This window comes from Deefgea salmonis, assembly GCF_020531905.1.
Taxonomy (GTDB): Bacteria; Pseudomonadota; Gammaproteobacteria; order Burkholderiales; family Chitinibacteraceae; genus Deefgea; species Deefgea salmonis.
Map to the genome: position 1 here is coordinate 156,588 of NZ_JAJAWG010000001.1, position 23,002 is coordinate 179,589.

General features: G+C 48.8%; 20 protein-coding genes. 7 read left to right on the plus strand and 13 right to left on the minus strand.

Annotated elements, in window-relative coordinates; translation table 11 throughout:
* Positions 1-353: 353 nt before the first annotated feature.
* From LG219_RS00660 to LG219_RS00675, 4 genes are read right to left on the minus strand one after another with little or no spacing between them, the layout of a single operon-like run.
* Positions 354-2,072 (minus strand): SulP family inorganic anion transporter, encoded by a 1,719-nt coding sequence (locus LG219_RS00660; RefSeq protein WP_226762625.1) that lies wholly within the window; start codon positions 2,070-2,072, stop codon positions 354-356.
* A complete protein-coding gene (locus tag LG219_RS00665) occupies positions 2,069-2,485 on the minus strand; it encodes a DUF6691 family protein (protein WP_226762626.1) in 417 nt (138 codons plus the stop codon). The genes LG219_RS00660 and LG219_RS00665 overlap by 4 nt, the downstream gene beginning before the upstream one ends.
* Before the next feature lie 14 nt (positions 2,486-2,499).
* Positions 2,500-2,925 carry a YeeE/YedE family protein gene (locus LG219_RS00670; RefSeq protein WP_226762627.1) on the minus strand — a complete coding sequence of 142 codons (426 nt, stop codon included), beginning with the start codon at positions 2,923-2,925 and terminating at the stop codon, positions 2,500-2,502.
* Positions 2,915-3,259 (minus strand): ArsR/SmtB family transcription factor, encoded by a 345-nt coding sequence (locus LG219_RS00675; RefSeq protein ID WP_226762628.1) that lies wholly within the window; start codon positions 3,257-3,259, stop codon positions 2,915-2,917. The genes LG219_RS00670 and LG219_RS00675 overlap by 11 nt, the downstream gene beginning before the upstream one ends.
* An 80-nt stretch (positions 3,260-3,339) precedes the next feature.
* On the opposite strand from LG219_RS00675, the gene LG219_RS00680 reads away from it, so the two are divergent.
* Genes LG219_RS00680 through LG219_RS00690 form a run of 3 tightly spaced genes read left to right on the plus strand, consistent with a single transcriptional unit; the run spans position 3,340 to position 4,856 of the window.
* A complete protein-coding gene (locus LG219_RS00680; RefSeq protein WP_226762629.1) occupies positions 3,340-4,212 on the plus strand; it encodes an MBL fold metallo-hydrolase in 873 nt (290 codons plus the stop codon).
* Positions 4,213-4,221: 9 nt separating this feature from the next.
* Positions 4,222-4,650 carry a thioredoxin TrxC gene (gene trxC / locus LG219_RS00685; RefSeq protein WP_226762630.1) on the plus strand — a complete coding sequence of 143 codons (429 nt, stop codon included), beginning with the start codon at positions 4,222-4,224 and terminating at the stop codon, positions 4,648-4,650.
* A gap of 17 nt (positions 4,651-4,667) precedes the next feature.
* Positions 4,668-4,856, plus strand: coding sequence for a YgaP family membrane protein (locus LG219_RS00690; protein WP_226762631.1), 189 nt, complete (start codon positions 4,668-4,670; stop codon positions 4,854-4,856).
* Positions 4,857-4,948: 92 nt separating this feature from the next.
* On the opposite strand, the gene pbpG is transcribed toward LG219_RS00690, so the two are convergent.
* Positions 4,949-6,058, minus strand: a complete 1,110-nt coding sequence (gene pbpG / locus LG219_RS00695; protein ID WP_226762632.1) for a D-alanyl-D-alanine endopeptidase — start codon at positions 6,056-6,058, stop codon at positions 4,949-4,951.
* A gap of 240 nt (positions 6,059-6,298) precedes the next feature.
* Here pbpG and LG219_RS00700 point away from each other — a divergent pair, with 240 nt between their 5' ends.
* Entirely contained in the window at positions 6,299-7,999 is a 1,701-nt protein-coding gene (locus LG219_RS00700) for a PHA/PHB synthase family protein (RefSeq protein ID WP_226762633.1), read from the plus strand.
* Between the two features lie 99 nt (positions 8,000-8,098).
* Positions 8,099-9,277, plus strand: a complete 1,179-nt coding sequence (locus tag LG219_RS00705; protein ID WP_226762634.1) for an acetyl-CoA C-acetyltransferase — start codon at positions 8,099-8,101, stop codon at positions 9,275-9,277.
* An 88-nt stretch (positions 9,278-9,365) separates the two neighbouring features.
* Here the strand turns inward: LG219_RS00705 and mscL are convergent, their stop codons facing one another.
* The 7 genes from mscL to LG219_RS00740 form a co-directional block, all read right to left on the minus strand.
* Positions 9,366-9,791, minus strand: coding sequence for a large conductance mechanosensitive channel protein MscL (gene mscL / locus LG219_RS00710; protein WP_226762635.1), 426 nt, complete (start codon positions 9,789-9,791; stop codon positions 9,366-9,368).
* Between the two features lie 87 nt (positions 9,792-9,878).
* The gene (rlmM, locus tag LG219_RS00715) at positions 9,879-10,940 is read right to left on the minus strand and encodes a 23S rRNA (cytidine(2498)-2'-O)-methyltransferase RlmM (RefSeq protein WP_226762636.1); all 1,062 of its coding nucleotides are present in this window, start codon (positions 10,938-10,940) and stop codon (positions 9,879-9,881) included.
* 104 nt (positions 10,941-11,044) lie between these two features.
* A complete protein-coding gene (locus LG219_RS15495; protein WP_226762637.1) occupies positions 11,045-12,547 on the minus strand; it encodes a sensor histidine kinase in 1,503 nt (500 codons plus the stop codon).
* A 101-nt stretch (positions 12,548-12,648) separates the two neighbouring features.
* Positions 12,649-13,317 carry an energy-coupling factor ABC transporter permease gene (locus tag LG219_RS00725; RefSeq protein WP_226762638.1) on the minus strand — a complete coding sequence of 223 codons (669 nt, stop codon included), beginning with the start codon at positions 13,315-13,317 and terminating at the stop codon, positions 12,649-12,651.
* Positions 13,318-13,331: 14 nt separating this feature from the next.
* Positions 13,332-13,967, minus strand: coding sequence for an alpha/beta hydrolase (locus tag LG219_RS00730; protein WP_226762639.1), 636 nt, complete (start codon positions 13,965-13,967; stop codon positions 13,332-13,334).
* Positions 13,968-14,148: 181 nt separating this feature from the next.
* Positions 14,149-14,484, minus strand: a complete 336-nt coding sequence (locus tag LG219_RS00735) for a (2Fe-2S) ferredoxin domain-containing protein (protein ID WP_226762640.1) — start codon at positions 14,482-14,484, stop codon at positions 14,149-14,151.
* Between the two features lie 12 nt (positions 14,485-14,496).
* The gene (locus LG219_RS00740; RefSeq protein ID WP_226762641.1) at positions 14,497-15,585 is read right to left on the minus strand and encodes a hypothetical protein; all 1,089 of its coding nucleotides are present in this window, start codon (positions 15,583-15,585) and stop codon (positions 14,497-14,499) included.
* 270 nt (positions 15,586-15,855) lie between these two features.
* Here LG219_RS00740 and LG219_RS00745 point away from each other — a divergent pair, with 270 nt between their 5' ends.
* Positions 15,856-16,329, plus strand: coding sequence for a WbuC family cupin fold metalloprotein (locus LG219_RS00745; protein WP_226762642.1), 474 nt, complete (start codon positions 15,856-15,858; stop codon positions 16,327-16,329).
* A gap of 202 nt (positions 16,330-16,531) precedes the next feature.
* Here LG219_RS00745 and metG read toward each other — a convergent pair whose 3' ends face one another.
* Positions 16,532-18,577 (minus strand): methionine--tRNA ligase, encoded by a 2,046-nt coding sequence (gene metG / locus LG219_RS00750; RefSeq protein ID WP_226762643.1) that lies wholly within the window; start codon positions 18,575-18,577, stop codon positions 16,532-16,534.
* 126 nt (positions 18,578-18,703) lie between these two features.
* Between metG and LG219_RS00755 the strand changes: the two genes are divergently transcribed.
* Positions 18,704-22,984 (plus strand): PAS domain-containing hybrid sensor histidine kinase/response regulator, encoded by a 4,281-nt coding sequence (locus tag LG219_RS00755; RefSeq protein ID WP_226762644.1) that lies wholly within the window; start codon positions 18,704-18,706, stop codon positions 22,982-22,984.
* Positions 22,985-23,002 lie beyond the last annotated feature (18 nt).

The following is a 23,002-nucleotide window of genomic DNA, read 5'->3' on the forward strand; positions in this document are numbered from 1 at the left end:
TTAGATTACGTGTTGATGGTTTTAAGTGCCTGCGGCACGGCTGTTTACAGTCGCAGTCCGCGACGGGGACCCTCTTTCTTTGACTCGCCAAAGAAAATGGGGGAAAAGAAAGGCGATTTTGATCTCGCCCAGCTCCGCTGTGCCCTCGATTGTCGTGAGCCAAACGATAAAACCGTTTGTCTCTGACTCACTCGGTGCGCTTAAACGGGATTTTAAGCCCCAGCTCGACGAGCGCGGCACAGCATCCACACCAAATCTGAACATTGTTAATAATGCTTAGACATCTGACTGGCTGTTGATGTCATGCCGCAGCGACAGAATGCCATTCGCGTCTTATTTAAATAAAGCCCCAATTAAATACTGAAATCCTCCTCTGCTGGCTCGCTGAGTGTTTTAACCGCGATATGGGTGGATAGGAAAATCGGTCGGGCTAATTCATTGAGTAAGGCGCTGTGTTGCAGGGTGTTTTGGACGTGACGTTTGACTTCGGCCAAATGCAAGGTGATGCCTTTTTGCGCCAGCGCCTTACGAAAATCACGTAAAGCTTCGATGGCGCTGACGTCGATGGCGTTCACCGCCGAGAGTACCAAAATCAAGTCTTTGGCGCGTGGGTAATCCAATAAATAGCGCTCACATTGCTCAACCACCTGATTGCAATTGCCAAAGTAAAGACTCTCATCAATTCGAATCGCCACAATGCGAGCCGGCATTTCCACTTTAAAAAAGCGCATATTACGAAAGTGCTCGCTGCCGGCAATGCGGCCAATGACGGCAAGGTGAGGTTTGCTGGTACGTAAAATAAACAGCAATAAAGAAACCCCCACGCCAATGGCGATACCATTGATGGGGCCGACCAGTAAGACGCAGCAAAAGGTCAGTAGCCAAGCGGCGCCATCACGGCGATCAATCCGCCACGCTGCGCGTAAAGAAGCAGGGCTGAGCATTTTTAAAGTGGCCAAGACAATGGTCGCCGCCAATAAAGGCAGCGGTAATAGACCGATCACGTCTTTGAGAAAAAACAGCCCCAATAACATCCACGCTGCCGTCATTACGCCGGCCAGCGGGGTGTGCGCGCCCGCACTGGCATTGACTGCGGTGCGAGAAAAACCGCCACTGACGGGCATGCCGCCAACAAATGCGGCCGCCACATTGCCGCCACCGAGCGCGATAAATTCCTGATCGACTGAGATTTTTTCATTGCGCTCAGCGGCAATGGTTTGTGCGATGGTGATGCTTTGTAAAAATCCAGCCAAACCAATTAACAGCGCAGGCAACCAAAGCTGCTCAAGCGCATTGACGGTGATTTGCGGTGTAATGACACTAAAACCCGCGTTCGGTAGCGCACCAATAATATGGATTTGCGGCTGGTCAGACAGGCCAAATTGCAGCACTAAGCCAGCAAAAATAAGCACGAATAAAGGCAAAACTCGGCTAATCAGTTGCGCGGTTTTTAATGAGGTGCCCCGGCGCTGTAGCAATGAGATTGTTGGTGCGCCAGTGGCCCACAATAGGGCTAAACCACCAAGGCCAAAAAGCGTTGGGATGATGTTCAGTTGTTGCAATGCCGCTGGAGCCGCGATAAGCCAATCAATCAGGTTGCTGCTATGCCATGACACGCTCAGTAGCGCGCCGATTTGTGTTAACGCGATCAAGAGCGCCGTGCCGGCACTAAAGCCTTGAATCACCGGGATCGATAAAATTCGCGTGAGTTTTCCAAGTTTAAAACTGCCAAAAGACAGCATAAATAAACCCGAAATCAAGGTTAAAGTGCCCGCCAATGCGATATAACTGGCGCTGCCGACCGGCGCGAGCGGCATCAATGCCGTCGCGGCCATCGCCGATGTGATCGCCATCGGCCCGACTGATTGGGTCATGCTGCTGCCCAATAAGGCATAGATCAAGACGGGGGCAATGCTGGCATAAATACCCGCTAGCGCGGGTAAACCGGCGAGTTGCGCATAGGCCAAACCTTGCGGGATCAGTAGTAAAGCCACAATAATGCTGGCGCCAAAATCGCCATAGGCTTGCTCACGGCGATAGTTGGGCAGCCAAGTTAAAATGGGCCATTTCATCGTGTTTGCAACCGTTCAAATAAATTCATACCTGCCCACATGGCGATAAAGAAAATAATCCCGCCGATTGAGCCCGCACCGACGGCCACTAAAGCGGGGCCGGGGCAGATACCTGCAATGCCCCAGCCCGCGCCAAAGGCGACGCTGCCCAGAATGAGTCGAGCGTCAATGGTCTGGTTGTTGGGTAGTTTCATTGCTTCATGCGTGAGGAGGGTAGTTTGACGTTTTTTGGCCAGCGTAAAAAAAATCACTGCCACGCTAATGCCGCCGATCATGACAAAGGCCAAGCTCGGATCCCATAAACCGGTGATGTCGAGAAAGCCTTGTACTTTGCTTGGGCTGGCCATGCCCGCTAATAACAGCCCCAGTCCAAATATAAGGCCGGTGATGAGGCCAAGGAGATTTAATTTCATGATGAATAATTCGCCTAAAGAAGGTGTTTGATCAGGTAAACGCTGATAAAGCCGCTACTCATAAAGGTCAGTACCGCGATTAGCGAGCGCAATGAAAACCGTGATAGTCCACAAATACCGTGCCCGCTAGTGCAGCCATTAGCGTAGCGGGTGCCGATGCCGACCAGCAGGCCGGCGATGATCAAACCGGGTATTGAGGTGACCATGGTTAAAGACGGTAGCGGCGCAAACAGCTGCCAAAGCCATGGCGAAATCAGTAAGCCCAATACAAATAAGGCTCGCCAAGTGCGATCGGGAGATCGATTCACTAAGCCGCCCAAAATACCCGCAATGCCAGCGATTTTGCCCGCGAGCAAGATCAGTAAGCCTGCCGATAAGCCAATTAAAGCGCCGCCAGCCAATGAGGCCAACGGAGTAAAGTTTGCATAATCAATCTGCATGCGAAGGCTCCGAAGGGGTGTGGCCAAGGTCGATAGGACAATACAGCTCGTACAAAACTTTAATGAGGTGCTGAACTTCTTGGCTGGCGAGCGAGTAATAAATTCGTTTGCCGTCACGGCGTGTATTCACCAATCCAGCATTACGCAGCACGCTCAGCTGTTGTGACAGGGTGGGTTGGCGAATATCGAGTAAATTTTCAAAGTCCGAGACGCATTTTTCGCCGGTGACCATCTGGCACAGCAATAACAGCCGGTCTTCGTTGCCTAAGATTTTGAGGGTTTGCGTTGCTTGCGAAACCGCAATGCGCATGGCATTCATTGCGTGTGGATCCATTGTGGTGCGCCATTAAAGAAGATTTGACTTTATAATATATAAAAACATATTATATGTAAAACTATTTTATTGGGGTGGCCATGTCACGCATGATTCCGCAGGTTCGGCCTTTTTTTGATTCGGCGAGCTGCACATTTAGTTATCTGGTTTACGATCTTGCCGGTGGTCACGCCGCAATCATTGATCCGGTACTCGATTTTGACCTCCAATCGGGTCGAACGGCCACCCGCTTGGCGCAAAAAATGGTCGACGCAGCGCGATCGCTTAATCTCACCGTGGATTGGATTGTGGAAACGCATGCGCATGCCGATCATTTGTCGGCGGCGGGTTGGCTGCAACAACAAGTTGGGGGAAAGATCGCTATTGGGCAGGGGATTGAACAGGTACAGCAAATATTCAAACCTATTTTTGCTTTAGAATCTGAGTTTGAAACCGATGGTCGCCAGTTTGATTATTTGTTCGCCGCCGATGAAGAATGGGGTATAGGCCGCTTGAGCGCAAAGGCATTATCTGTTCCTGGACATACCCCTGCTGATATGGCGTATTTAATTGGCGATGCGGTTTTTGTTGGGGATACGATTTTTATGCCCGACGTGGGCACCGCGCGCTGTGATTTTCCCGGCGGCGACGCGGCAACGCTCTACCATTCGGTGCAAAAATTGTATCAATTGCCTGATGCGACACGGGTGTTTGTTTGTCATGATTATCTGCCCGCTGAGCGAGACCAATATCAGTGGCAAAGCAGTATTGCCGAACAAAAAGCGCAAAATATCCATTTGCCATTGGCGCGAAGTTGCGACGAGTTTGTGGCATTACGCCAAGCGCGGGATGCCACGCTGGCTGTGCCAAGCTTAATTTTGCCTTCGATTCAAGTCAATATTCGCGCTGGGCGTTTGCCGCCAGCGGACGAGCTGGGACGACAATTTTTAAAAATTCCGTTAAACATAATTTAAGGAATAAAAATGAGTTTAATTCTGGCCTGCCCGCATTGCCAAACCAAAAACAAGCTCGCGGTTGAGCGCTTGAGTGAGCAGCCGCAATGCGGTGCTTGCCATCAATCCTTGCTGTCCGGCGCACCGATTTCGGCTACGAATGAGAATTTGTCGCTCATTTTAAAACACAGTCCTTGGCCGGTAGTGATTGATTTTTGGGCGCCTTGGTGCGGCCCTTGCCAAACCTTTGGCCCTACGTTTGCGGCAACGGCAGCAGCCATGGCAGGGCAATTGTTATTTGTGAAAGTCGATACTGAGGCGCAGCCTGCTTTAGGGCAGCAATATCGAGTGCGCAGTATTCCTACGCTGTTGGTCATCGAAAAGGGCGCGGAATTGGAACGAATGTCGGGTGCTTTGTCGGCAGGACAATTTAAAGCGTGGTTGCAGCAGTTTTTATAAACTGAAGGAGAAGGATCATGAATGTCGGTGGTTTGGACCGTACTTTGCGGGTGCTCGTTGGTGGCGGATTAATCTTGGCGGCGCTATTGGGCTGGATTGGTGTTTGGGGCTGGATTGGCATTGTGCCTTTAGCGACGGGGATATTTCGCTATTGCCCTTTGTATCGACTATTGGGCTTGAATACCTGCCCGTTAAAGCAGAAATGATCGGTCGCTCGGTGTTAGTCTTTTGATTTATTGTTGTGTTACAAAGTAAAAAAGCACCAATATAAAATTGGTGCTTTTTTTTGAAATAAAAATTAACCGGCGCGTAATTTAGCCAGCGGACTGGTTTCCATCCATTTTCGAATGCGCTGTGCATCGCCAATACGGGTGTATTTACCACTCGAATCCATCAGTACAATAATGACCGGCTTATTGTTAATCATGGCTTGCATCACAATGCAGCGACCCGCTTCATTAATAAAACCCGTTTTTGAAACGCCAATATCCCAATCGCTATCTTTCACTAAAGGATTGGTATTGCGAAAAGTCAGCATGCTGCCATTTTTATTGGAGGCAAAGGTATATTCGCTTGACGTTGAGAATTGATGAATTTCAGGATAACGCTGCGCCGCTTTGACCATTAAGGCCAATTCACGCGCTGAAGATACATTGCTCGGCGTTAAGCCGGTCGCGTCATAAAAACGTGAATTACGCATGCCCAATTGTTGCGCTTTTTCGTTCATCTTACGAACAAATGCGTCTTTGCCGCCAGGAAAGTGATGGCTTAGTGTCGATGCAGCTCGGTTCTCGGATGACATTAACGCTAAAAGGAGCATCTCACCTCGCGTTAAAGTGGTACCAACAGACAATCTGGAACTGGTATTTTTAAGCGTATCGATATCCGCTTCGGTAATGCTAATTAATTCATTGAGTGGTAAATGTGCATCAAGCACGACCATCGCCGTCATTAATTTGGTAATGGATGCAATTGGAATAATGCTATCGGCATTTTTTTCGTATAAAACTTCGCCCGATTGTTGGTTTAATACCAATACACCACTCGATTGTACGCCGGGATTATTGGCATCCATGCGCGCGGCAATGGTGCGCGTCACTTGAACATCTTGCCGTGCATTGGCAATCGCCAATTTTGAAACGTTAGATTTACGGCTGGTATAGGTGACTTTGGATTGATTCGATTTGCTATTTTTGACACTGCTGTTTTTAGTGGTTTTTTTGTTAGAGTCTGTTGTTTTTAATGCTTTTTTTTGCGTGGTAGTGGTGGTTTTTTTGGGTTTTGTTGTGGACTTTTTTGCGCTGTTTGACGGCGTTTCTTTGGTTTTTTCTGCGCTGTAAGCAAGCGGGGTGTAGGCAATCACACTGGCACTAATCAGCACACATAATGAATTTATAAGCTTAGACATCAATCTTCCCCAACCTATTCGGGCTGTGCATTAGTAATCGGTAATTTATTTTACTGAATAGATTGAAAAATGTCATGTTAAATCAAGTAGTAGTGGTGTTTTTTCAAAGCAACAACTGAGGAGTAGCAAAGCTTGCAAACTTTGTTAGACTGGGATAATGTTGCATTGCAATAAAATAGACCGTGTCAATTAATCTGCAGAATAAAATCGGAGCAATACACTGTGTTAAATAACCCCGCTATGGACAATTTTTTTCAGCAAATTACTGAAGCGCATCGCCAGTGGACCCAAAACTGGGTGAATTCGCAGCCCAATGCTGAGTCAGTTGATTCGATGCATGCGATGAATGATTTGGCACAAAAAATGAGCCCAGTGCATTGCGCATGGCTGGGGTCGCAATCGCAGTTTTATCAGCAGCAACTCGATTTATGGCTGGGCCTGATTGGTGCTAAGCCTGCGGCTAAAGTGGCTGAGACAGAAAAAAATGATCGTCGATTTAATTCGCCAGAATGGGATGCACCACTGTTTGACTATATTCGCCAAAATTATTTAGTCACGTCTAAATGGTTGCTTGACATGGTTGGCGCTGCCAATAGCGACGAGGCCAGTAAAGAAAAGGCTGCATTTTTTACGCGGCAGTATTTAGATGCCATGAGTCCGACTAATTTTGCATTTACTAATCCAGAAGTAATGAAATTAGCGCTAGAAACGAAAGGCGAAAGTTTGCAAGAAGGCATGAAAAAACTCATGGCCGATATGCAAAAGGGCGCGATTACGATGACCGATGAAAGCCAATTTGCCATTGGTGAGAATTTGGCGATGACGCCGGGTGAAGTGATTTTTGAAAATGAATTATTTCAACTCATTCAATACACGCCAACCACCGCTAAAGTGTATAGCCGACCTTTATTGATTATCCCGCCTTGTGTAAATAAATATTACATTATGGATTTACAGCCGGCCAATTCAATGGTCGCTTATGTTGTAAGCCAAGGCTACAGCACCTTTTTAATGTCGTGGAAATCAATTGAAGCTAATCAAGGCCATTTGCAATGGGATGACTATATTGAGTCGGGCGTGATTAAAGCCACTGAAGTGGTTCGAGCAATTAGTAAAGCTGAAAAAATCAATGCCTTGTCTTTTTGTATTGGCGGCGAATTATTGACCACGGCGATGCCAGTCTTGCAAGCACGTGGCTTGGATTGGTTTGAGTCGATTACGTTGATGACGGTGATGCTTGACCATACTGATCCGGGTGAAATTAAGCATTTCATTGATTGGAATTTAATCCGTCAACGTGAGTCTCAAGTGGAAGGGGTGATTGACGGCAAAGAATTGGCTAAAACATTCTCTGCACTGCGCTCAAATGATTTAATTTGGAATTACGTGGTGAATAATTATCTTAAAGGTAAAAATCCACCGCCATTTGATTTGTTGTATTGGAATAGTGATTCGGCTAATTTGTCACTGCCGATGCATACTTTCTTTTTACGCAATATGTATTTAGAAAACAATCTAACTAAACCTAATTCATTTAGTTTGTGTGGTACACCGATTGATTTAACGTCAATTAAAGTCCCCGCATATATTTTTGCCGCACGAGAAGATCATATCGTGCCTTGGCATTCGGCATATTTAAGTAATCGAATTTTGCAAGGCCCAAAACGGTTTGTTTTGGGCGCGTCTGGGCATATTGCCGGTGCGATTAACCCTGTTTCGACCAATAAACGTAATTATTGGGTCAATGAAAATACCGATCAAGACGCCGATACTTGGTTAGAACAAGCCGAGTCTCATCCAGGTAGCTGGTGGCAAGATTGGAGTGCTTGGCTTGCGCCGCAATCGGGTTCGCAAATCGCTGCGGCCAAAAAACTCGGCAATGCGCAATTTAAAATGATTGAGGCCGCACCTGGCCGCTACGTGAAGGCACGTGTGGTTTAAATTTGATTTTTCTAAGAAGCAAGGCGATTGGCCTTGCTTCTTTCTTATGTATTGACTTACAAACTTACTTGCAAATTATTTAAATTAACGAGGTTTTGTATGACAGAGGTTGTTATTGTTGCCGCATATCGTACTGCGCTAGGCAATTTTTCTGGCGCTTTGGCCAAAGTTTCGGCACCTGAATTGGGTGCTACGGTGATTCGTGGCTTGCTGGCTAAAACGGGTTTGGCCGCCGAGCAAGTCAGTGAAGTGATTTTAGGTAATGTATTAACCGCAGGCTTGGGACAAAATCCAGCGCGTCAGTCGGTTCGACTTGCCGGCTTGCCCGATGCGGTACCTGGTTTGACGATTAATCAGGTGTGCGGCTCTGGTTTGAAGGCCGTAGCATTGGGCGTGCAAGCGATTTTGGCTGGCGATAGCGAGATTGTGATCGCCGGTGGTCAAGAGAATATGAGCGCAACACCGCATTTACTCAATGGTAGCCGCGATGGCTTTCGGATGGGGAATGCCAACCTAATTGATAGCATGGTGTATGACGGTTTGACCGATGTTTACAACCAATACCATATGGGCGTAACGGCTGAAAATATTGCTAAAAAATACGCAATTAGCCGTGAAGAGCAAGACGCTTTGGCGTTGACTTCGCAGCAACGCGCGGCTGCAGCGCAAGCGGCTGGGCGATTTGCCGATGAAATCTTGCCGGTGAGTATCCCGCAGCGCAAGGGCGACCCAGTTATTTTTGATCAAGATGAGTTTATTAAACCAGCTACCACGGCCGAGTCTTTGGCTAAATTGCGTGCCGCTTTTGATAAAGCCGGTACGGTAACCGCTGGCAATGCATCGGGCATTAATGATGGCGCAGCAGCCGTATTGTTGATGACGCGTGAGCGGGCTGATGCCTTGGGTTTAAAACCAATGGCAGCAATTCGTGCCTCGGCCAGTACCGGTGTTGATCCAACGATTATGGGAATGGGGCCGGTTTTGGCCAGCCAAACTGCACTTAAGCGTGCCGGTTGGGATTTAGATAGCGTGGATTTGATTGAAGCCAATGAAGCCTTTGCAGCGCAAGCTTTGGGTGTGGCGCGTGAAATGAAATGGGATATGAGTAAAGTCAATGTCAATGGCGGTGCGATTGCCCTGGGCCATCCGGTCGGTGCATCCGGTTGCCGTGTGTTGGTGACTTTGCTGCATGAAATGGTTCGCCGTGATGCAAAACGCGGTTTGGCTACGCTGTGTATTGGCGGTGGTATGGGTGTTGCACTGTGCGTTGAACGTTAAAAAAACGCTGCAGTAATTGGCTGCAGCGTTTTTTTAATAATGGGTATTTATCGCTAGGCCTTTGTGAATAAGGGCTGGCTGTAAATACCTATTTTTTTAGCGCGTCACGAATTTCACGCAATAGCATAATATCTTCTGGCGTTACGGCGGGTGTCGCCTCAGGCGCTGGCTTGCTGCGGTTCATTTTGTTAATGGCTTTAACCAACATAAAAATAGCAAACGCCACAATGATGAAGCTAAGAAGCGAGTTAAAAAACAGACCTAAATTCATCGTTACCGCACCAGCATCTTGCGCGGCTTTGAGCGTGAGGTAAGGTCCTGCGACTTTGCCATCAGCTAAGGTGACAAATAAATTAGTGAAATCCACCTTGCCCATCAAAAAGCCAAGCGGCGGCATGATGATGTCTTTGACCAATGAATCGACAATCTTGCCAAAAGCGGCGCCAATCACAACACCAATCGCCAAATCAATGACATTGCCACGCATGGCAAATTCACGAAATTCTTTAAACATAGACTGACCCCTAAAAAATGGAAGTTGTACCACAGCTTGGCGTAAGAGTACATTCTGTCGTCCAAGGCTGTGGCGTGTCAGCTTAGCTTAGTCTTTAACCGCAGTCAGGTAGCAAGTGATTTCTTCGCGATCATGAAATAATTGCTTGGCCGTTAATTTGTAAGAGATATCGGCTTTTTTTAATTTTTGATCAATCAATGCAAAGCATTTTTCAACTTCGAGATGGCGCTTTTTCATCGGCAGTTTCAAATTAAAAATAGCGCGGCGGGCATTGCCAGAAGCCACCCATTTGGCAATGAGATCGGCGATGCGAATCGGTTGCTCAACCATATCGCAAACCAGCCAATCGACGGGGTTTTTCGGGCGATATTTAAAGCCATCATCACGTACATGTTTGACTTGATGGTGACCGTCCATGCTGCCTTTCATTGGGCCATTGTCCACTGCGAATACTTTCAAACCGCGCGCAACCAGTTGATAGGTCCAACCACCCGGCGCTGCGCCCAGATCAACTGCGGTCATGCCTTCACGAAACTTGCGTTCTGGCTCATCCACCAACACTAAAATAGCTTCGAGCATTTTAAGTGTTGAGCGGCTAGGGGCGTCAGACGGCATCCGTAAGCGTGGAATGCCATTGAGCCAATCGGTGGCGCGAACAGGGCGTGAAGCAACCATGACTTCATTTTGCGCTGGGAAAAATAAATGCAAACGTTGACGAGATGTTTGTGGTTGCAACCAAGCATTGGCCGTCATGGCTTTGGCAACATAGTCACCAAATTTGCGGGTAAATCCAGACAACGATTTGCCTTCGTTGCTATCGGGGTGCTCTAACCAAACATCGCTAAAGGTGGTGTTTTGGATTTTTAACGCGTCGACAATCGGCGTTAAACGATCTTTGCTGCCTAAACTCAGGCGCTGATGAACTTGCAGTGTTTGTCGTGAAAAAATCAAATTTAGCGCGAGTAAGTCGCGCAAAACTTTTTGGCAGCCACTTTTTTCTGTTGGGGTAAAAACCACCCAGCCATCGCCGCGTTCAAATTGGCCTGGTGCCAGTGCGCGGTCAGCAATCTCTTCGGCACATTCTGGCTCAAAACCGGGTCGACAGTAGGCAAGAAGGGCGTAGGGCAGTCCGGTTTGAGTGGCAGTCATGGGGTGAACTCGTTGCAAAAGGCGCAAGCATACCCAAAATTAACGGTTTCACCAATGCCGCTGGTGTTTTTGCCTGCATAAGTCAGGATGAGGTGGGGTGTTGTTTAGGCGTTTGCCTCATTGGTTTCTTTATGTTTTGGGGCAATCAGGGGGAAGGTCATGCTAAATATCGTGCCTTGGTCAACAATGGACTCGACGTTGATATGGCCCCCTAAGGTTTGCGTGACCAAATTAAATACAATATTCAGTCCTAAGCCACTACCGCCATTGGCGCGTTTGGTCGTATAAAAAGGGTCAAATATTTTGCCAATCACGCTGCCATCAATGCCCTGACCATTGTCTTTGACTTTGAGTGAGACGTTTTGTTGGTGTTGCTCGGCAATAATATGCACTTGTTTTTTAATTTCGCCCGAATTGGGAATACCTGAAAACGCATGCAGTGCCGCATTGTTTATGAGGTTGCTGATGATTTGCGAAATCGCGCCAGGGTAGCCCTCCATATCGATTTCGTTTGGGCAATCAATCAAGATTGAAATCTGCGAGTGCTTGAGCGCTGGACTAATGCTGGTGACGGTTTCGTGTAGGTATTGGCTAAGTTCAAAATCACGCCGCGCTTCGGAGGTTTGATCAACCGCGACGCGTTTAAAGCTTTGGATTAATTCGGCGGCACGAACGGCATTGCTAATAATCAGTGCCGAGGATTGTTCTGCCGTTTGGCTGTAACTGACTACCTCGGACTTTTTCATATTGCCAGATTCGACTTTGGCCGAGAATAAAACCGAATCATCATGCAAAACTGAGGCGCTGGTGAGAATAATACCGACCGGGGTGTTAATTTCATGCGCAATGCCAGCGACTAAGCCGCCTAATGATGCCATTTTTTCGGATTGAATTAAGCTGGTTTGCGCGTCTTTGAGTTGATCTAATGCTGTTTCGGCATCTTCTTTGGCGGTGCGCATTTGTTGCTCGGCTTGGCTGCGAATGGCCACATCTTCTTTGAGACGTTTGATGATCCGGCCAAAGCCATCGGTTAAAACCGAAAATTCTTTATACGGATTGTTCGGCAATTCGATTGATTCTAAATCTTTATCCGAATTGGCCGCTTGACTCAGCTTTTTGCCCAGTAACGAAAGGGGACTAATGACAAAATGCTGCAAAACTGTCGTGAGTGTCAGCATGAGTAAAGCATCAAGCAGGACAATCTCGAGTATTTTTTCTAGCACCATTTGTCTAAGTAGTTGGTCTATTCTTTGCCGAGAAATCGTGACGACTAATTTGCCGATGGCTTTCTTTTCATAATAAATTTCAGTGGTGTCTGTTTCGGGCCCGAGTTGAGTGATGGGCGCGTTGAGGGTGGTGATTTTATTGTTTTCTCGAATTCGCCCTGTAACAAACGCATCGGTGCTGAATATTTCAATGCTGTGAATGTCGGGGGAGCGCATTTCCGCATTTAAAATGAGTGCCAATTGCTGGTCATCAAAGTTCCACATCACACCGGGAAGTACATTTTGCAATTGAATGGTCAGTGATTGCTTAAATTCACTGAGCTCATGCTCTAATTGTGCTTGCGTTCGGTAATAGGAAAACGCCCCTGACACCGTAAGCACGATGGTCACGATCGCGATAAAAATTAAATTTAGATCAGTGCGGATTTGGCGCATGTCAACGAGTACTTTTGCTGGTTGCTTGCAACCAATTTAGCAGAAGATTACGGTTTGCGCAGGTATTGCCGGTCGTTAAAGCTGCTCACTGTGCCTGGAGCCCACACAACGAGTAAGCTAATGGTCAATCCGGTGATGAAAGCTTCTGGCCATGCCATTAAAAAGTAAAAAGGGAGCGCTGCATTGAGCACAAAATCGCTGGAGTAAATCGTCAAGGTGACGAGTAAAACGCATTGGCTGATTCCCAGTATCAGCATGCTCAGCCCGGCCGCTGCAAAGCTATTGATAAAAATGAAAATAAAGTAATTATGCGGCAATCGGCTTTGAGCTAGGCGTAATAAGCCTTGCGTGCACGCAATAGGCAGCGCTGCGTTGAGCAATAAATTGAGGCCCAGGCCACTGAATGCGTCTTGAGTTTGTGGTGAAAAAGCCGCAGTCATGATCAATAATGCCGCCATGCCCAAGAGCGCTCGCCATGGCCCAGCGATCAAGGTCAGTAAAGTTGCACCGGATAAATGAAACTCAATGCCCGGATTGACGCTCACTTGCAGCTGCCAAGCGATTAAAACGGCAATGGTGTAAGCCAGCCAGCTGCGAATCTCAACTGGTGTGAGCGCCGACCAAGCCACTTGCCGCGCTGCGCGTTGCAATAACCAGAGCGCCACTAAATTACTACTTATAAGTAAGCTGGGCGGGATAAATTCACTGGCTAACATATGGCTTGATTTAACTAACGCCAAGCGGCGTGGACTAAGTCGGCCAGTTGCGTGAGGCGGCCATGGAAAAAATGCCCAACCCCCGGCGCAACAATAATCGGTAGCTGTTGTGGACGTGCCCAGTTCAAGACCGCTTCGAGCGCAATGACTTCATCTTGCTCGCCGTGAATCACTAAAGTGCCTTTGGGTACATTGGGGAAGGCGTAGCGACTGACTGCTGGGCCAATCAAAATCATCCCTTCGATTTCGTCATCACTGAGGCGCGCGCGTAAGCAGCTTTGCACATACGTCCCAAATGAAAAGCCAGCCAAGGTAATGCGTGTTAATTCAGGGTGCTGGCTGCGGGCAAAAGCCAGCACAGCGGCCATATCGTCCGGTTCAAACTCCCCGTAGCTATGACTGCCTTCGGATTCACCCACGCCGCGTAAATTTGGGCAGTAGGCAATATATCCTAGTCGCGACAGTGTTTTGGCCAACGTATGCACGATTTTATTATTAAAGGTGCCGCCTTCAGTGGGGTTGGGGTGCGCTACCAAGACGATGCCCCTCGGCGTTTCGGTGGCGGCATCAAGGCGTAAACATTCAAGGCGACCCGCTGGGCCCGCGATATTGATGGGTTCGAAACTAGGTGCTTTACTGGGTATGGTCATGGGGCGCTTATTGAGGTTGGTCTTGAGGTAGATACATCAATTATTTTTACTGATTGCTCGCAAAGGCGGCGTTGTTTTGCCGCTAAAGTCGATGTCAATTGCAGCGTAGATCAAAGGATGACGGTCAATGGTGGCAAAGGGTGAAGACATGTGTAATTCCGCATGCCTTCACCGTAGCTCATTACTCGGCAGTTTGGCTGCGCGGCGGGATCAGTAGTCGCTCAACAATACGGCCATGCAATAAATGCTCGTTGACGATTTCATCAATGTCGTCTTTGTCGATATAGGTATACCAAGTTTCTTCGGGATAAATCACAATGACCGGCCCTTCTTCGCAGCGCTCAAGGCAGCCGGCTTTGTTAATCCGCACTTGGCCATCGCCATTGAGTTTGAGCGCTTTAACGCGCTCTTTGGCGTAGGCCCAAAGTTGATCGGCGCCGCAGCTATTGCACGATTGTCGCTCGCCGGGTTCGCGCTGGTTCAGGCAGAAAAACACATGGTATTGATAATGACTCATTCCCAGCTCCTTTTATTGCAATGCCGGTGCTTTGGTGTGCGGCGTGATAAACAACGGCAAACCATCGGTATCGAGTACCGCTTGTACCCCGTCAATCAACACCAAATCCGTCATCCGGCATTCGAGCATTAATTCTTGAATGTATTGCGCAATCTGCTCGACATGATCAGACGGCAAAAGCGGCCACACATAGCCTTCCCAGCGTTCTGGGTCTTCTTTACTGGCAAAGGTGATGCGAATTTCATTGTTTTCATGGGCGGCAACGGTAACCACTGGGGTGCGACCTTTGCTGCGAATGCTACGGAGTGCATTGCTGGTCATCACTTGCAGGCGCGTTTCGAGTTGCGTGACGCGGCCCACATCTTGTGCGCTAAGCCAAGGCAGCGGCGTGCGTGGAATTGGGAACAACGTGACGCCATCGGTTTTGAGCGTCTCGCCAATCAGATTGGCCAGTGGCATGCCCCAGCTGCCAACTTGGCCGCCTAATGTAATCGCAGCGGGCGCGCCCGTGCGTTCAATGGCGACGCCAATCAGATAACGTAAAGCAACCGCTTCGTCTTTAAATTTGATTGCACTGCCGGCCGAATCAATCGGGAAGTCGCGGGCGACACTGAGTGTTGCGCGCCATTCGGCCAATTGCGCTGGGCTGATGGCCGCCAAAATATCCGGCCCCAGCAATGCACCTGACAACCAAGCATCGGCATCGGCCGCAATCACGCCGTGTTCGCGCAAAATGGCCAGCGCTGCGTCGCCATCGATTTCGCTTGGCAGCGTAGTGTCACCTTTGCAACCTGCGACCAAAATCACCGGAATCGCAAACAAGGTCGCTGATTGTTGGGCGTGCTGGCTCGGGCTTTCTACTTCTTGACGCAGCGCATGCCATAGCGTCATCCATGCATCTTGCGATGGGGCTTGGGTCAAGGCGCCATTGAGGGCGTAATGATCTTTGGCCATGAGTAATTCGGCCATCAGTTGTTGCAAACCGAGGCGTTTTTGCGCCACTTGTGCGGCATCGCGCTCAGTCAGTAATGACATCAGCTGACGAATAATTGGATTTTGCGGGTTGACGCGAGGGTATAGACGAGGATCAGGCAGGTTCATGGCAGGCGCTAAGTGAAACCAAAACGGCAATTATACCCATCTGATTGCAATCTGTCGGCATCGCAGCGCGGTCGGCGCTGATTCGGCGCGCGGGATTTTACAAAACTCGCCTAAAGCTATGGTTTGCTGGGGTTTTAGTGCCGCATGCGATCGCGCGTGTTGTTGAGTGACGGCATTTTTCGTCTCTTGCCATGGGGCTTGATGGCATGGCACTTGGTGTCCGTTATGGTTTTATTGCATGATGCGGTACTTTCTTGCTGAGTACTTGTTATGCCAACTCGTTTTATCGATCAGAGCTTATTGTCCGAATTGCTGTGTGCTGCCGAGCAAAGTCCACGGCAACGCAAAAATTTTAATTTTCACACTACTGACGATGCCAGTTGTCATCGCTTACTCAATGCACTGCAACCCAATACGTATGTGCAGCCGCATTGTCATTTGTCGGCGGATAAAGCTGAAACCATGGTGGTGCTGAGCGGCCGAATGGGGGTGCTGATTTTTAATGCTGAAGGGGGTGTGATTGCGCAAAAGGTGATCGCGGCAGGCGGTGATTGCCTTGGGATTGATATTGCGCCGGGGGTGTTTCACAGTTTGGTGGCGTTAGCGCCGACGGTGTTTTTTGAGGCTAAAGCCGGACCGTATATTCCGGTGGCCAGTCATGAACGCGCACCTTGGGCGCCGGCCGAGGGTGAAGCTGGCGCAGTTGAATATCTGGCTTGGATGCGTTCAAGGTTTGAGGTATAGCTCGCTGGCTTATATTTAATATAGTTTACCGCGCTATACCTATTGGTTTGATGCAGATGTTTTGGTCGGCTCGTCGTGTCGTTTTGGATGTGGTGTTGCTGGCTTAAGCTCGGTTGGTCTTCGGTCGCTGTTGACATTAACGTTGGCGCGGCACAAAAAAGCCGCGCCATTGGGCGCGGCTGTTGATGCGGGTGCTGCTCGCTTATTTCACGCGCATGCCCGGTTTTGCGCCTTCGTGCGGCTCTAAGATATACAGACCGCCATCACCGCCAGCCGCCAATACCATGCCTTCTGACAAGCCAAACTTCATTTTTCTCGCCGCTAAATTGGCCACCATCACCGTGTGCTTGCCGATCAAATCTTCGGGGTTGTACGCCGATTTAATCCCTGCAAATACATTGCGTGTTTCATTACCTAGATCGAGCGTCAGTTGCAGGAGTTTTTCTGCGCCGGCAACGTGCTGCGCGTCAGCGATGCGGGCAATGCGTAAGTCCACCTTCATAAAATCATCAATGCTAATGGTTTCGCTGATGGCGGGGATTTCGTAAGCGGGCGCTGTCGGTGCTGGTGTGTCGAGCACTTGGACATTGGCTTCGATCATGGCGGCAATGTTTTTCGGGTCGATTCGCACCATCAAATGGCTATAGCTGTTAATGGTGTGATCGAGCAATAAATGCTGAGCATCCGACCATTGCAGTGGCGCGATATTCAAGAACGCTTCAACGTCATTGGCTAGCTTTGGCAATACAGGCGATAGATAAATCGTCAAAATGCGGAAGGCATTGATCAAGAAGCTACATACCGCATGCAAATTGCCACTTTGCTCTGGATGCTTGGCCATTTCCCATGGTTTAACAGTATCGACGTATTGATTAACTTCGTCGGTCAACGCCATGATTTCACGGATGGCGCGGCTGTATTCTCGTGCTTCAAACAGGCTGGCAATGCTGTCGCTCGCGCCTTGTAGTTTCTTTTGTAGCGCGACAATGGCTGGCATCAAGGCATAGGTTTCTGCTTCAAACACACCGCTGTGCAAGCGGCCGGCAAAGCGTTTACTGATAAAGCCTGCGGCGCGGCTGGCGATATTGACGTATTTACCGATCAGGTCTGAGTTCACCCGCGCAGTAAAGTCTTCGAGGTTTAAGTCAATGTCTTCGGCGGTGTTAGAGAGTTTGGCCGCGTAGTAATAGCGCAACCACTCTGGGTTCAGGTGGTCTAAGTACGATTCGGCGGTGATAAACGTGCCACGCGATTTGCTCATTTTTGCGCCGTCTACGGTCAAAAAGCCGTGGCTGTAAATGGCGGTTGGCGTGCGGTAGCCCGAGTATTCGAGCATTGCTGGCCAAAATAGCGAGTGGAAATACAAAATATCTTTGCCAATAAAATGATACAGCTCGGCGTCAGAGTCTTTGCGCCAGTAGCTATCAAAATCCAAGCCTAAGCGATCACATAAGTTTTTGTGGCTGGCCATATAGCCGACCGGCGCATCGAGCCAAACGTAAAAATACTTGCCCGGTGCATCAGGGATTTCAAAGCCGAAATACGGTGCGTCGCGGGAAATATCCCAGTCAGTCAGGCCTGATTCAAACCATTCCTGCATTTTATTGGCGGCTTCTTGCTGCAACTTGCCCGGCGTGGTGGTCCATGACTTTAAAAAGTCTTCGCATTCGCCCAGCTTGAAGAAGAAGTGTTCTGAGTCACGCAGTACCGGTGTTGCGCCTGATACGGCAGAGTATGGGTTTTTAAGCTCGGTTGGCGCATATGTTGCGCTGCATACCTCACAGTTGTCGCCGTACTGATCTTTTGCGCCGCACTTTGGGCATTCGCCTTTCACAAAGCGATCGGGCAAGAACATCTGTTTTTCTGGGTCAAATAATTGCGAAATGGTTTTTTTGGCAATTTTGTTGTTGGCTTTGAGCTTGGCGTAAATGTCGTAAGCAAAGTCGCGGTTTTCTGGACTATTGGTGCTGTAGTAATTATCAAACGCAACGTGAAAACCGGTGAAATCACGTAAATGTTCACCGTGCACGCGGGCAATTAGCGCCTCGGGTGTAATGCCTTCTTTTTCTGCGCGCAGCATGATGGGTGTGCCGTGTGTATCGTCTGCACAAACATAATGGCACTGGTGACCGCGAGATTTTTGAAAGCGAACCCAGATGTCGGTTTGGATGTATTCAACCAAGTGACCAAGGTGAATCGCGCCATTGGCGTAAGGCAGGGCAGAGGTAACGAGAATTTTTCGGGTCATGGTCGGCCAAAATATGCAAGAAAATGACCTCGATTATAACGCAGAGTCAGCAATGACGGTTTGACAGAAAAATAGAAAGGCCTCGACTATAGTATTTTCAATATCCATACAAAAACTTGTCAACCAATGTCAACAATCAAGCAAAAAATTCAGCATTTGAATGATTTTCGCTTACTGGCGGTGGTGATCGTTGGCGTGGTGCTGTCGATTTTTGTTTGGCAATTTGCTGCAATTAAGCTCAAACAGCAGACCGATATTCAATTTGAGCGGCAATCTGAGCCCTTGGTCAACGCTTTAAAACTGCGGGTACAAAGTTTGGCTTTGGGTCTGTATGGCGCACGCACCGTGCCTTTAATGGCGCATGGCGAATTAAAACCGCAGCACTTTAAGCAGTATGTGGCGCAGTTAAATTTAGATGATGTATTTCCAGGGGCGCTGGGGGTTGGTTTTATTCGCCGCGTTGAGCTGCAGGATGTGGCGGCCTTTGTGCTCGATCAGCAGCACTACCGACCTGAGTATCAATTGCGCGCCAAAGGCCCGAATGCGGGAACAAAGTATGTCATTCAATTTATTGAACCACTCCAAGGCAATGAGGTCGCGATTGGCTTGGATATTGCCAGTGAGCCGATTCGTAAGGCTGCCGCTGTCAATGCGATGAATTCGGCCGAAATGGCGATGACTGCGCCGATTCAATTGGTGCAAGCGGGTAAGAAATCGCCAGGATTTTTGATTTTGTTGCCTTATTATTTGCCATCGATGACGGGGTATGAGACTGCTGCGGTAAAGCGTCGTGCTGACTCACTCATCGGTTGGGTGTATGCGCCGGTGCTGATGTCTAAGTTGGTTGCCGGTTTAAATGATTATCAGAAAAAAACCATCAATTTTGAGGTGTATTCGGGTAAGGAGCTCAAGCCGGAGTTTTTATTGTATGACGACGATTCACACCATGAGTTAGGTGCCAGTCAACCCGAGTATCGTAATCTGCGGCGACAGGTCGAGCTGGCGCTCGGTGGTCAGACGTGGACGGTGGTGATGAGCTCAAACGATAGCTTTGCTGCGCGCTTAGAGAGCTGGTTGCCCTTGGGATTGTTGCTGTTTGGCTTGGCCATTACTGCGCTGATTGCCGCCACTTTGCTCAATGCCGCTCGGTTAAAAGAGAAGGCGCAGTCTTTGGCTGAGGCGATGTCTTTGCATGCGCGGCAACGCGAAATTCAGCTTGATGCGGTGATTGATAGCACGCCCGATGTCATTGTGACCGCGGATCAGCAAGGGACGATTTTGGGGGTGAATCGCTCAGTCACTGCGATGTTTGGTTTTGCTGCTGATGAGGTGGTGGGAAAAAACATTAAGATCTTTATGCCAGCAGATTTGGCGCTCAAGCATGATGATTTTGTGGCGCAATATCATTATCAAAATGGCGCTTCGGTCATGGGCAAGGGCCGCGAATTGTGGGCCAAACATGCAGATGGTCATTTAATTCCCATTGAGGTCAATCTGAATCAATTTCACATCGATGAAGCTACGTTTTTGGTGGCGCAAATTCGAGATGTGAGTAAACGTTTGGCGAGTGAGCAGGCCTTGCGTGCCAATCAGCGACAGTTGTCGATGATTGTTGAGGCGTCAGGCTTGGGGATTTGGGATTTAGATTTACGCACCGGAGAGTCATTTTTTGGGGGTATGTGGGGCGAGATGTTGGGTTTTGTTACTCAGGAGTTGATACCCAGCGTAGAAACTTGGAGAAGCTTATTGCATCCCGATGATTTGCCATTGGCCGAAGCTTCGTTGACCGCTCATTTGGCGGGACAATCGGTGATTTATAGTTGTGAATTAAGGATGAAAACTGCGCAAGGCACTTGGAAATGGGTGCATGCGATTGGTCGGGTGTATGAACGCGACGAGCAGGGCGCGCCGATTAAAATTGCCGGGATTCATCTGGATATTGATGCGCGTAAGCACAATGAATTGATGTTGATTGAACAAGATACGGCGTTGACGCATTTGCAGCAGCAGCTGCGCAGCGTGGTGAATTCTGCCACCGAAATTTGCATTATCGCCACCGATATTGCCGGAGAGATTCAGCTGTTTAATGTTGGTGCAGAAAAAATGCTTGGTTATTCTGCTGAATCGGTGATGGGTATTTTGACGCCCGAGGTGTTTCATGATGCGGGCGAGCTGGCGAGTCGAGCGCAAAGTATTGCCGCGCAAACCGGGCAAAGTGTGAGTGGTTTTGATGTGCTGGTGTATATGGCAAGACAGGGCGGCAGTGACACCCATGAATGGACCTATGTGTGCCAAAACGGATCGCGTTTGACGGTTAATTTAATCGTCACTGCTCGCTACGATGATGCGGGGGGATTGATTGGCTATTTAGGCGTTGCCACCGATGTGACCGAGCAAAAACACATTAATGCCGCTTTAGAATTGGCGATTGATCAGGCGGTGGCCGCCAGTCAAGCCAAAAGTGATTTTTTGGCCAATATGAGTCACGAGATTCGCACGCCGATGAATGCGGTGATTGGCTTTTCAACCTTGCTTGCGGACACCCCTTTGAACGCAGTGCAACTAGAATTTGTTGGTGCGATTCAGCAATCAGGTGATGCTTTGTTAAGTTTAATTAACGATATTTTGGATTTTTCCAAGATTGAAGCAGGGCACTTGCAGCTAGAACAAATTGAATTTGATGTGCGCTATTTGCTAGAAGGAGCTTTAGATATTGTGGCGGAAAAAGCCGCCAAACAAGCACTTGATTTGGCCTGTATTATCAATCCGAATGTGCCTTTGCGACTGATTGGCGATCCGAGTCGTTTGCGGCAGGTGGTGCTTAATTTACTCAATAATGCCATTAAATTTACTGCGCAAGGTGAGGTGGTGGCCCGTTTGGTCGCCATGCCAAATTCAAGCGCTGCGCGCTGTGTTTTACGGTTTAGCGTTAAAGATACTGGCATTGGCATGAGTGAGTCGGCGCAGGTTTCTTTGTTTCGGCCGTTTTGTCAGGCGGATGCGTCGACGACGCGCCGGTTTGGCGGGACAGGGCTGGGTTTGTCAATTTGCAAGCGCTTAATCGAAGCGATGGCGGGCGAGGTGGGTGTCGTCAGTGTGTTGGGCGAGGGGTCAGAGTTTTGGTTTGAGGTGGTTTTGCCTGTGGCCAAAATAGAAGCCCCGCCACCGAGTACTTCGCTGGCCTTACAGGGTTTGCGGGTGCTGGTTGTTGATGATTTTGCGGCCAATCGTGAGCTGATTGCTTTGCAGCTAACGTCTTTTGGTATGCTGTCCGAGTGTTTTCATTCACCCCATGAGGCGCTGGCTGTTTTGGCGCAAGCACCAACGTATTTTTCATTGGCTTTGATTGATTTGCAGTTGCCCGATCTGGATGGTTTGCAATTGGCGCGGCAAATTCAGGCTATTGTGGGCGAAACGCCATTGCCTTTGGTGTTGTTGACCTCGATGGCGGTGCCAGGACTCGCCGCAGAAGCAAAAGCGGCAGGGTATTCTGCATTTTTAACCAAGCCAGTCCGACAAACGCAATTGCTCCATGTTATTGAAGAGGCGTTGAAAATGCGGCAATTTCCTCGTGGAACGCAGCATCTGGTGACGGCGCATCATTTGGCCGAACAAATCGCGGCAAGCAGGCCTTACTTATTATTGGCCGAAGACAATCCCATTAATCAGAAGGTGGCGGTGTTGATGCTGGAAAAATTTGGCTGTCGAGTCGATGTAGTTGAAAACGGCGCATTGGCGGTCGCAGCCGTTGAGCAGCGCCGTTATGACATGGTGTTGATGGATTGTCAAATGCCTGAAATGGATGGCTTTGTGGCCACGCAAACGATTCGTGCGTTGCCGCCCGAGCAAGCGGGTGTTTATATTGTTGCGTTAACCGCGAATGCATTTCAATCGGATGTTGATCATTGTTATGCTGTGGGGATGGATGATTTTGTTGCCAAGCCGATTCATATGACTGAGATCTCATTGGCTCTACAGCGTGGTTTGGCCAAGTCAGGGCGCTTGGCGCGCCTCGATCCGCAGCAACAAGAGCCGGAGGATGATATGGACGTTGGCATTAGTTTGGAATTGCAACAAGAGTTGCTCGATATTGATCGAATGTTTAATGAACTAAAACAAGCAGTTGGTATGGATATGAAAGAAGAGTTGTTGGCTTTATTTTTTCCGACTTTGGATGAATGTATCAGCGGTTTGTCGCCTGCCATTGTGGTCGGCGATTCAGTTCAAATGGTGAGCTTGGCGCATAAACTGAAAGGCGCTGCCGCGCAGTTGGGGGCTACAAAAATGGCGACTTATTGCAAAGCGATTGAAATGGCCGCCAAAAATAATGATTTTGGGTCGGCAATGACGCAGTTTGCGTTGGTGCAGTCTTTGGGGTTGGGTTTGTCGAAGCAATTGCGGGTTTAAGTGTGGTGCTGGAGAGCT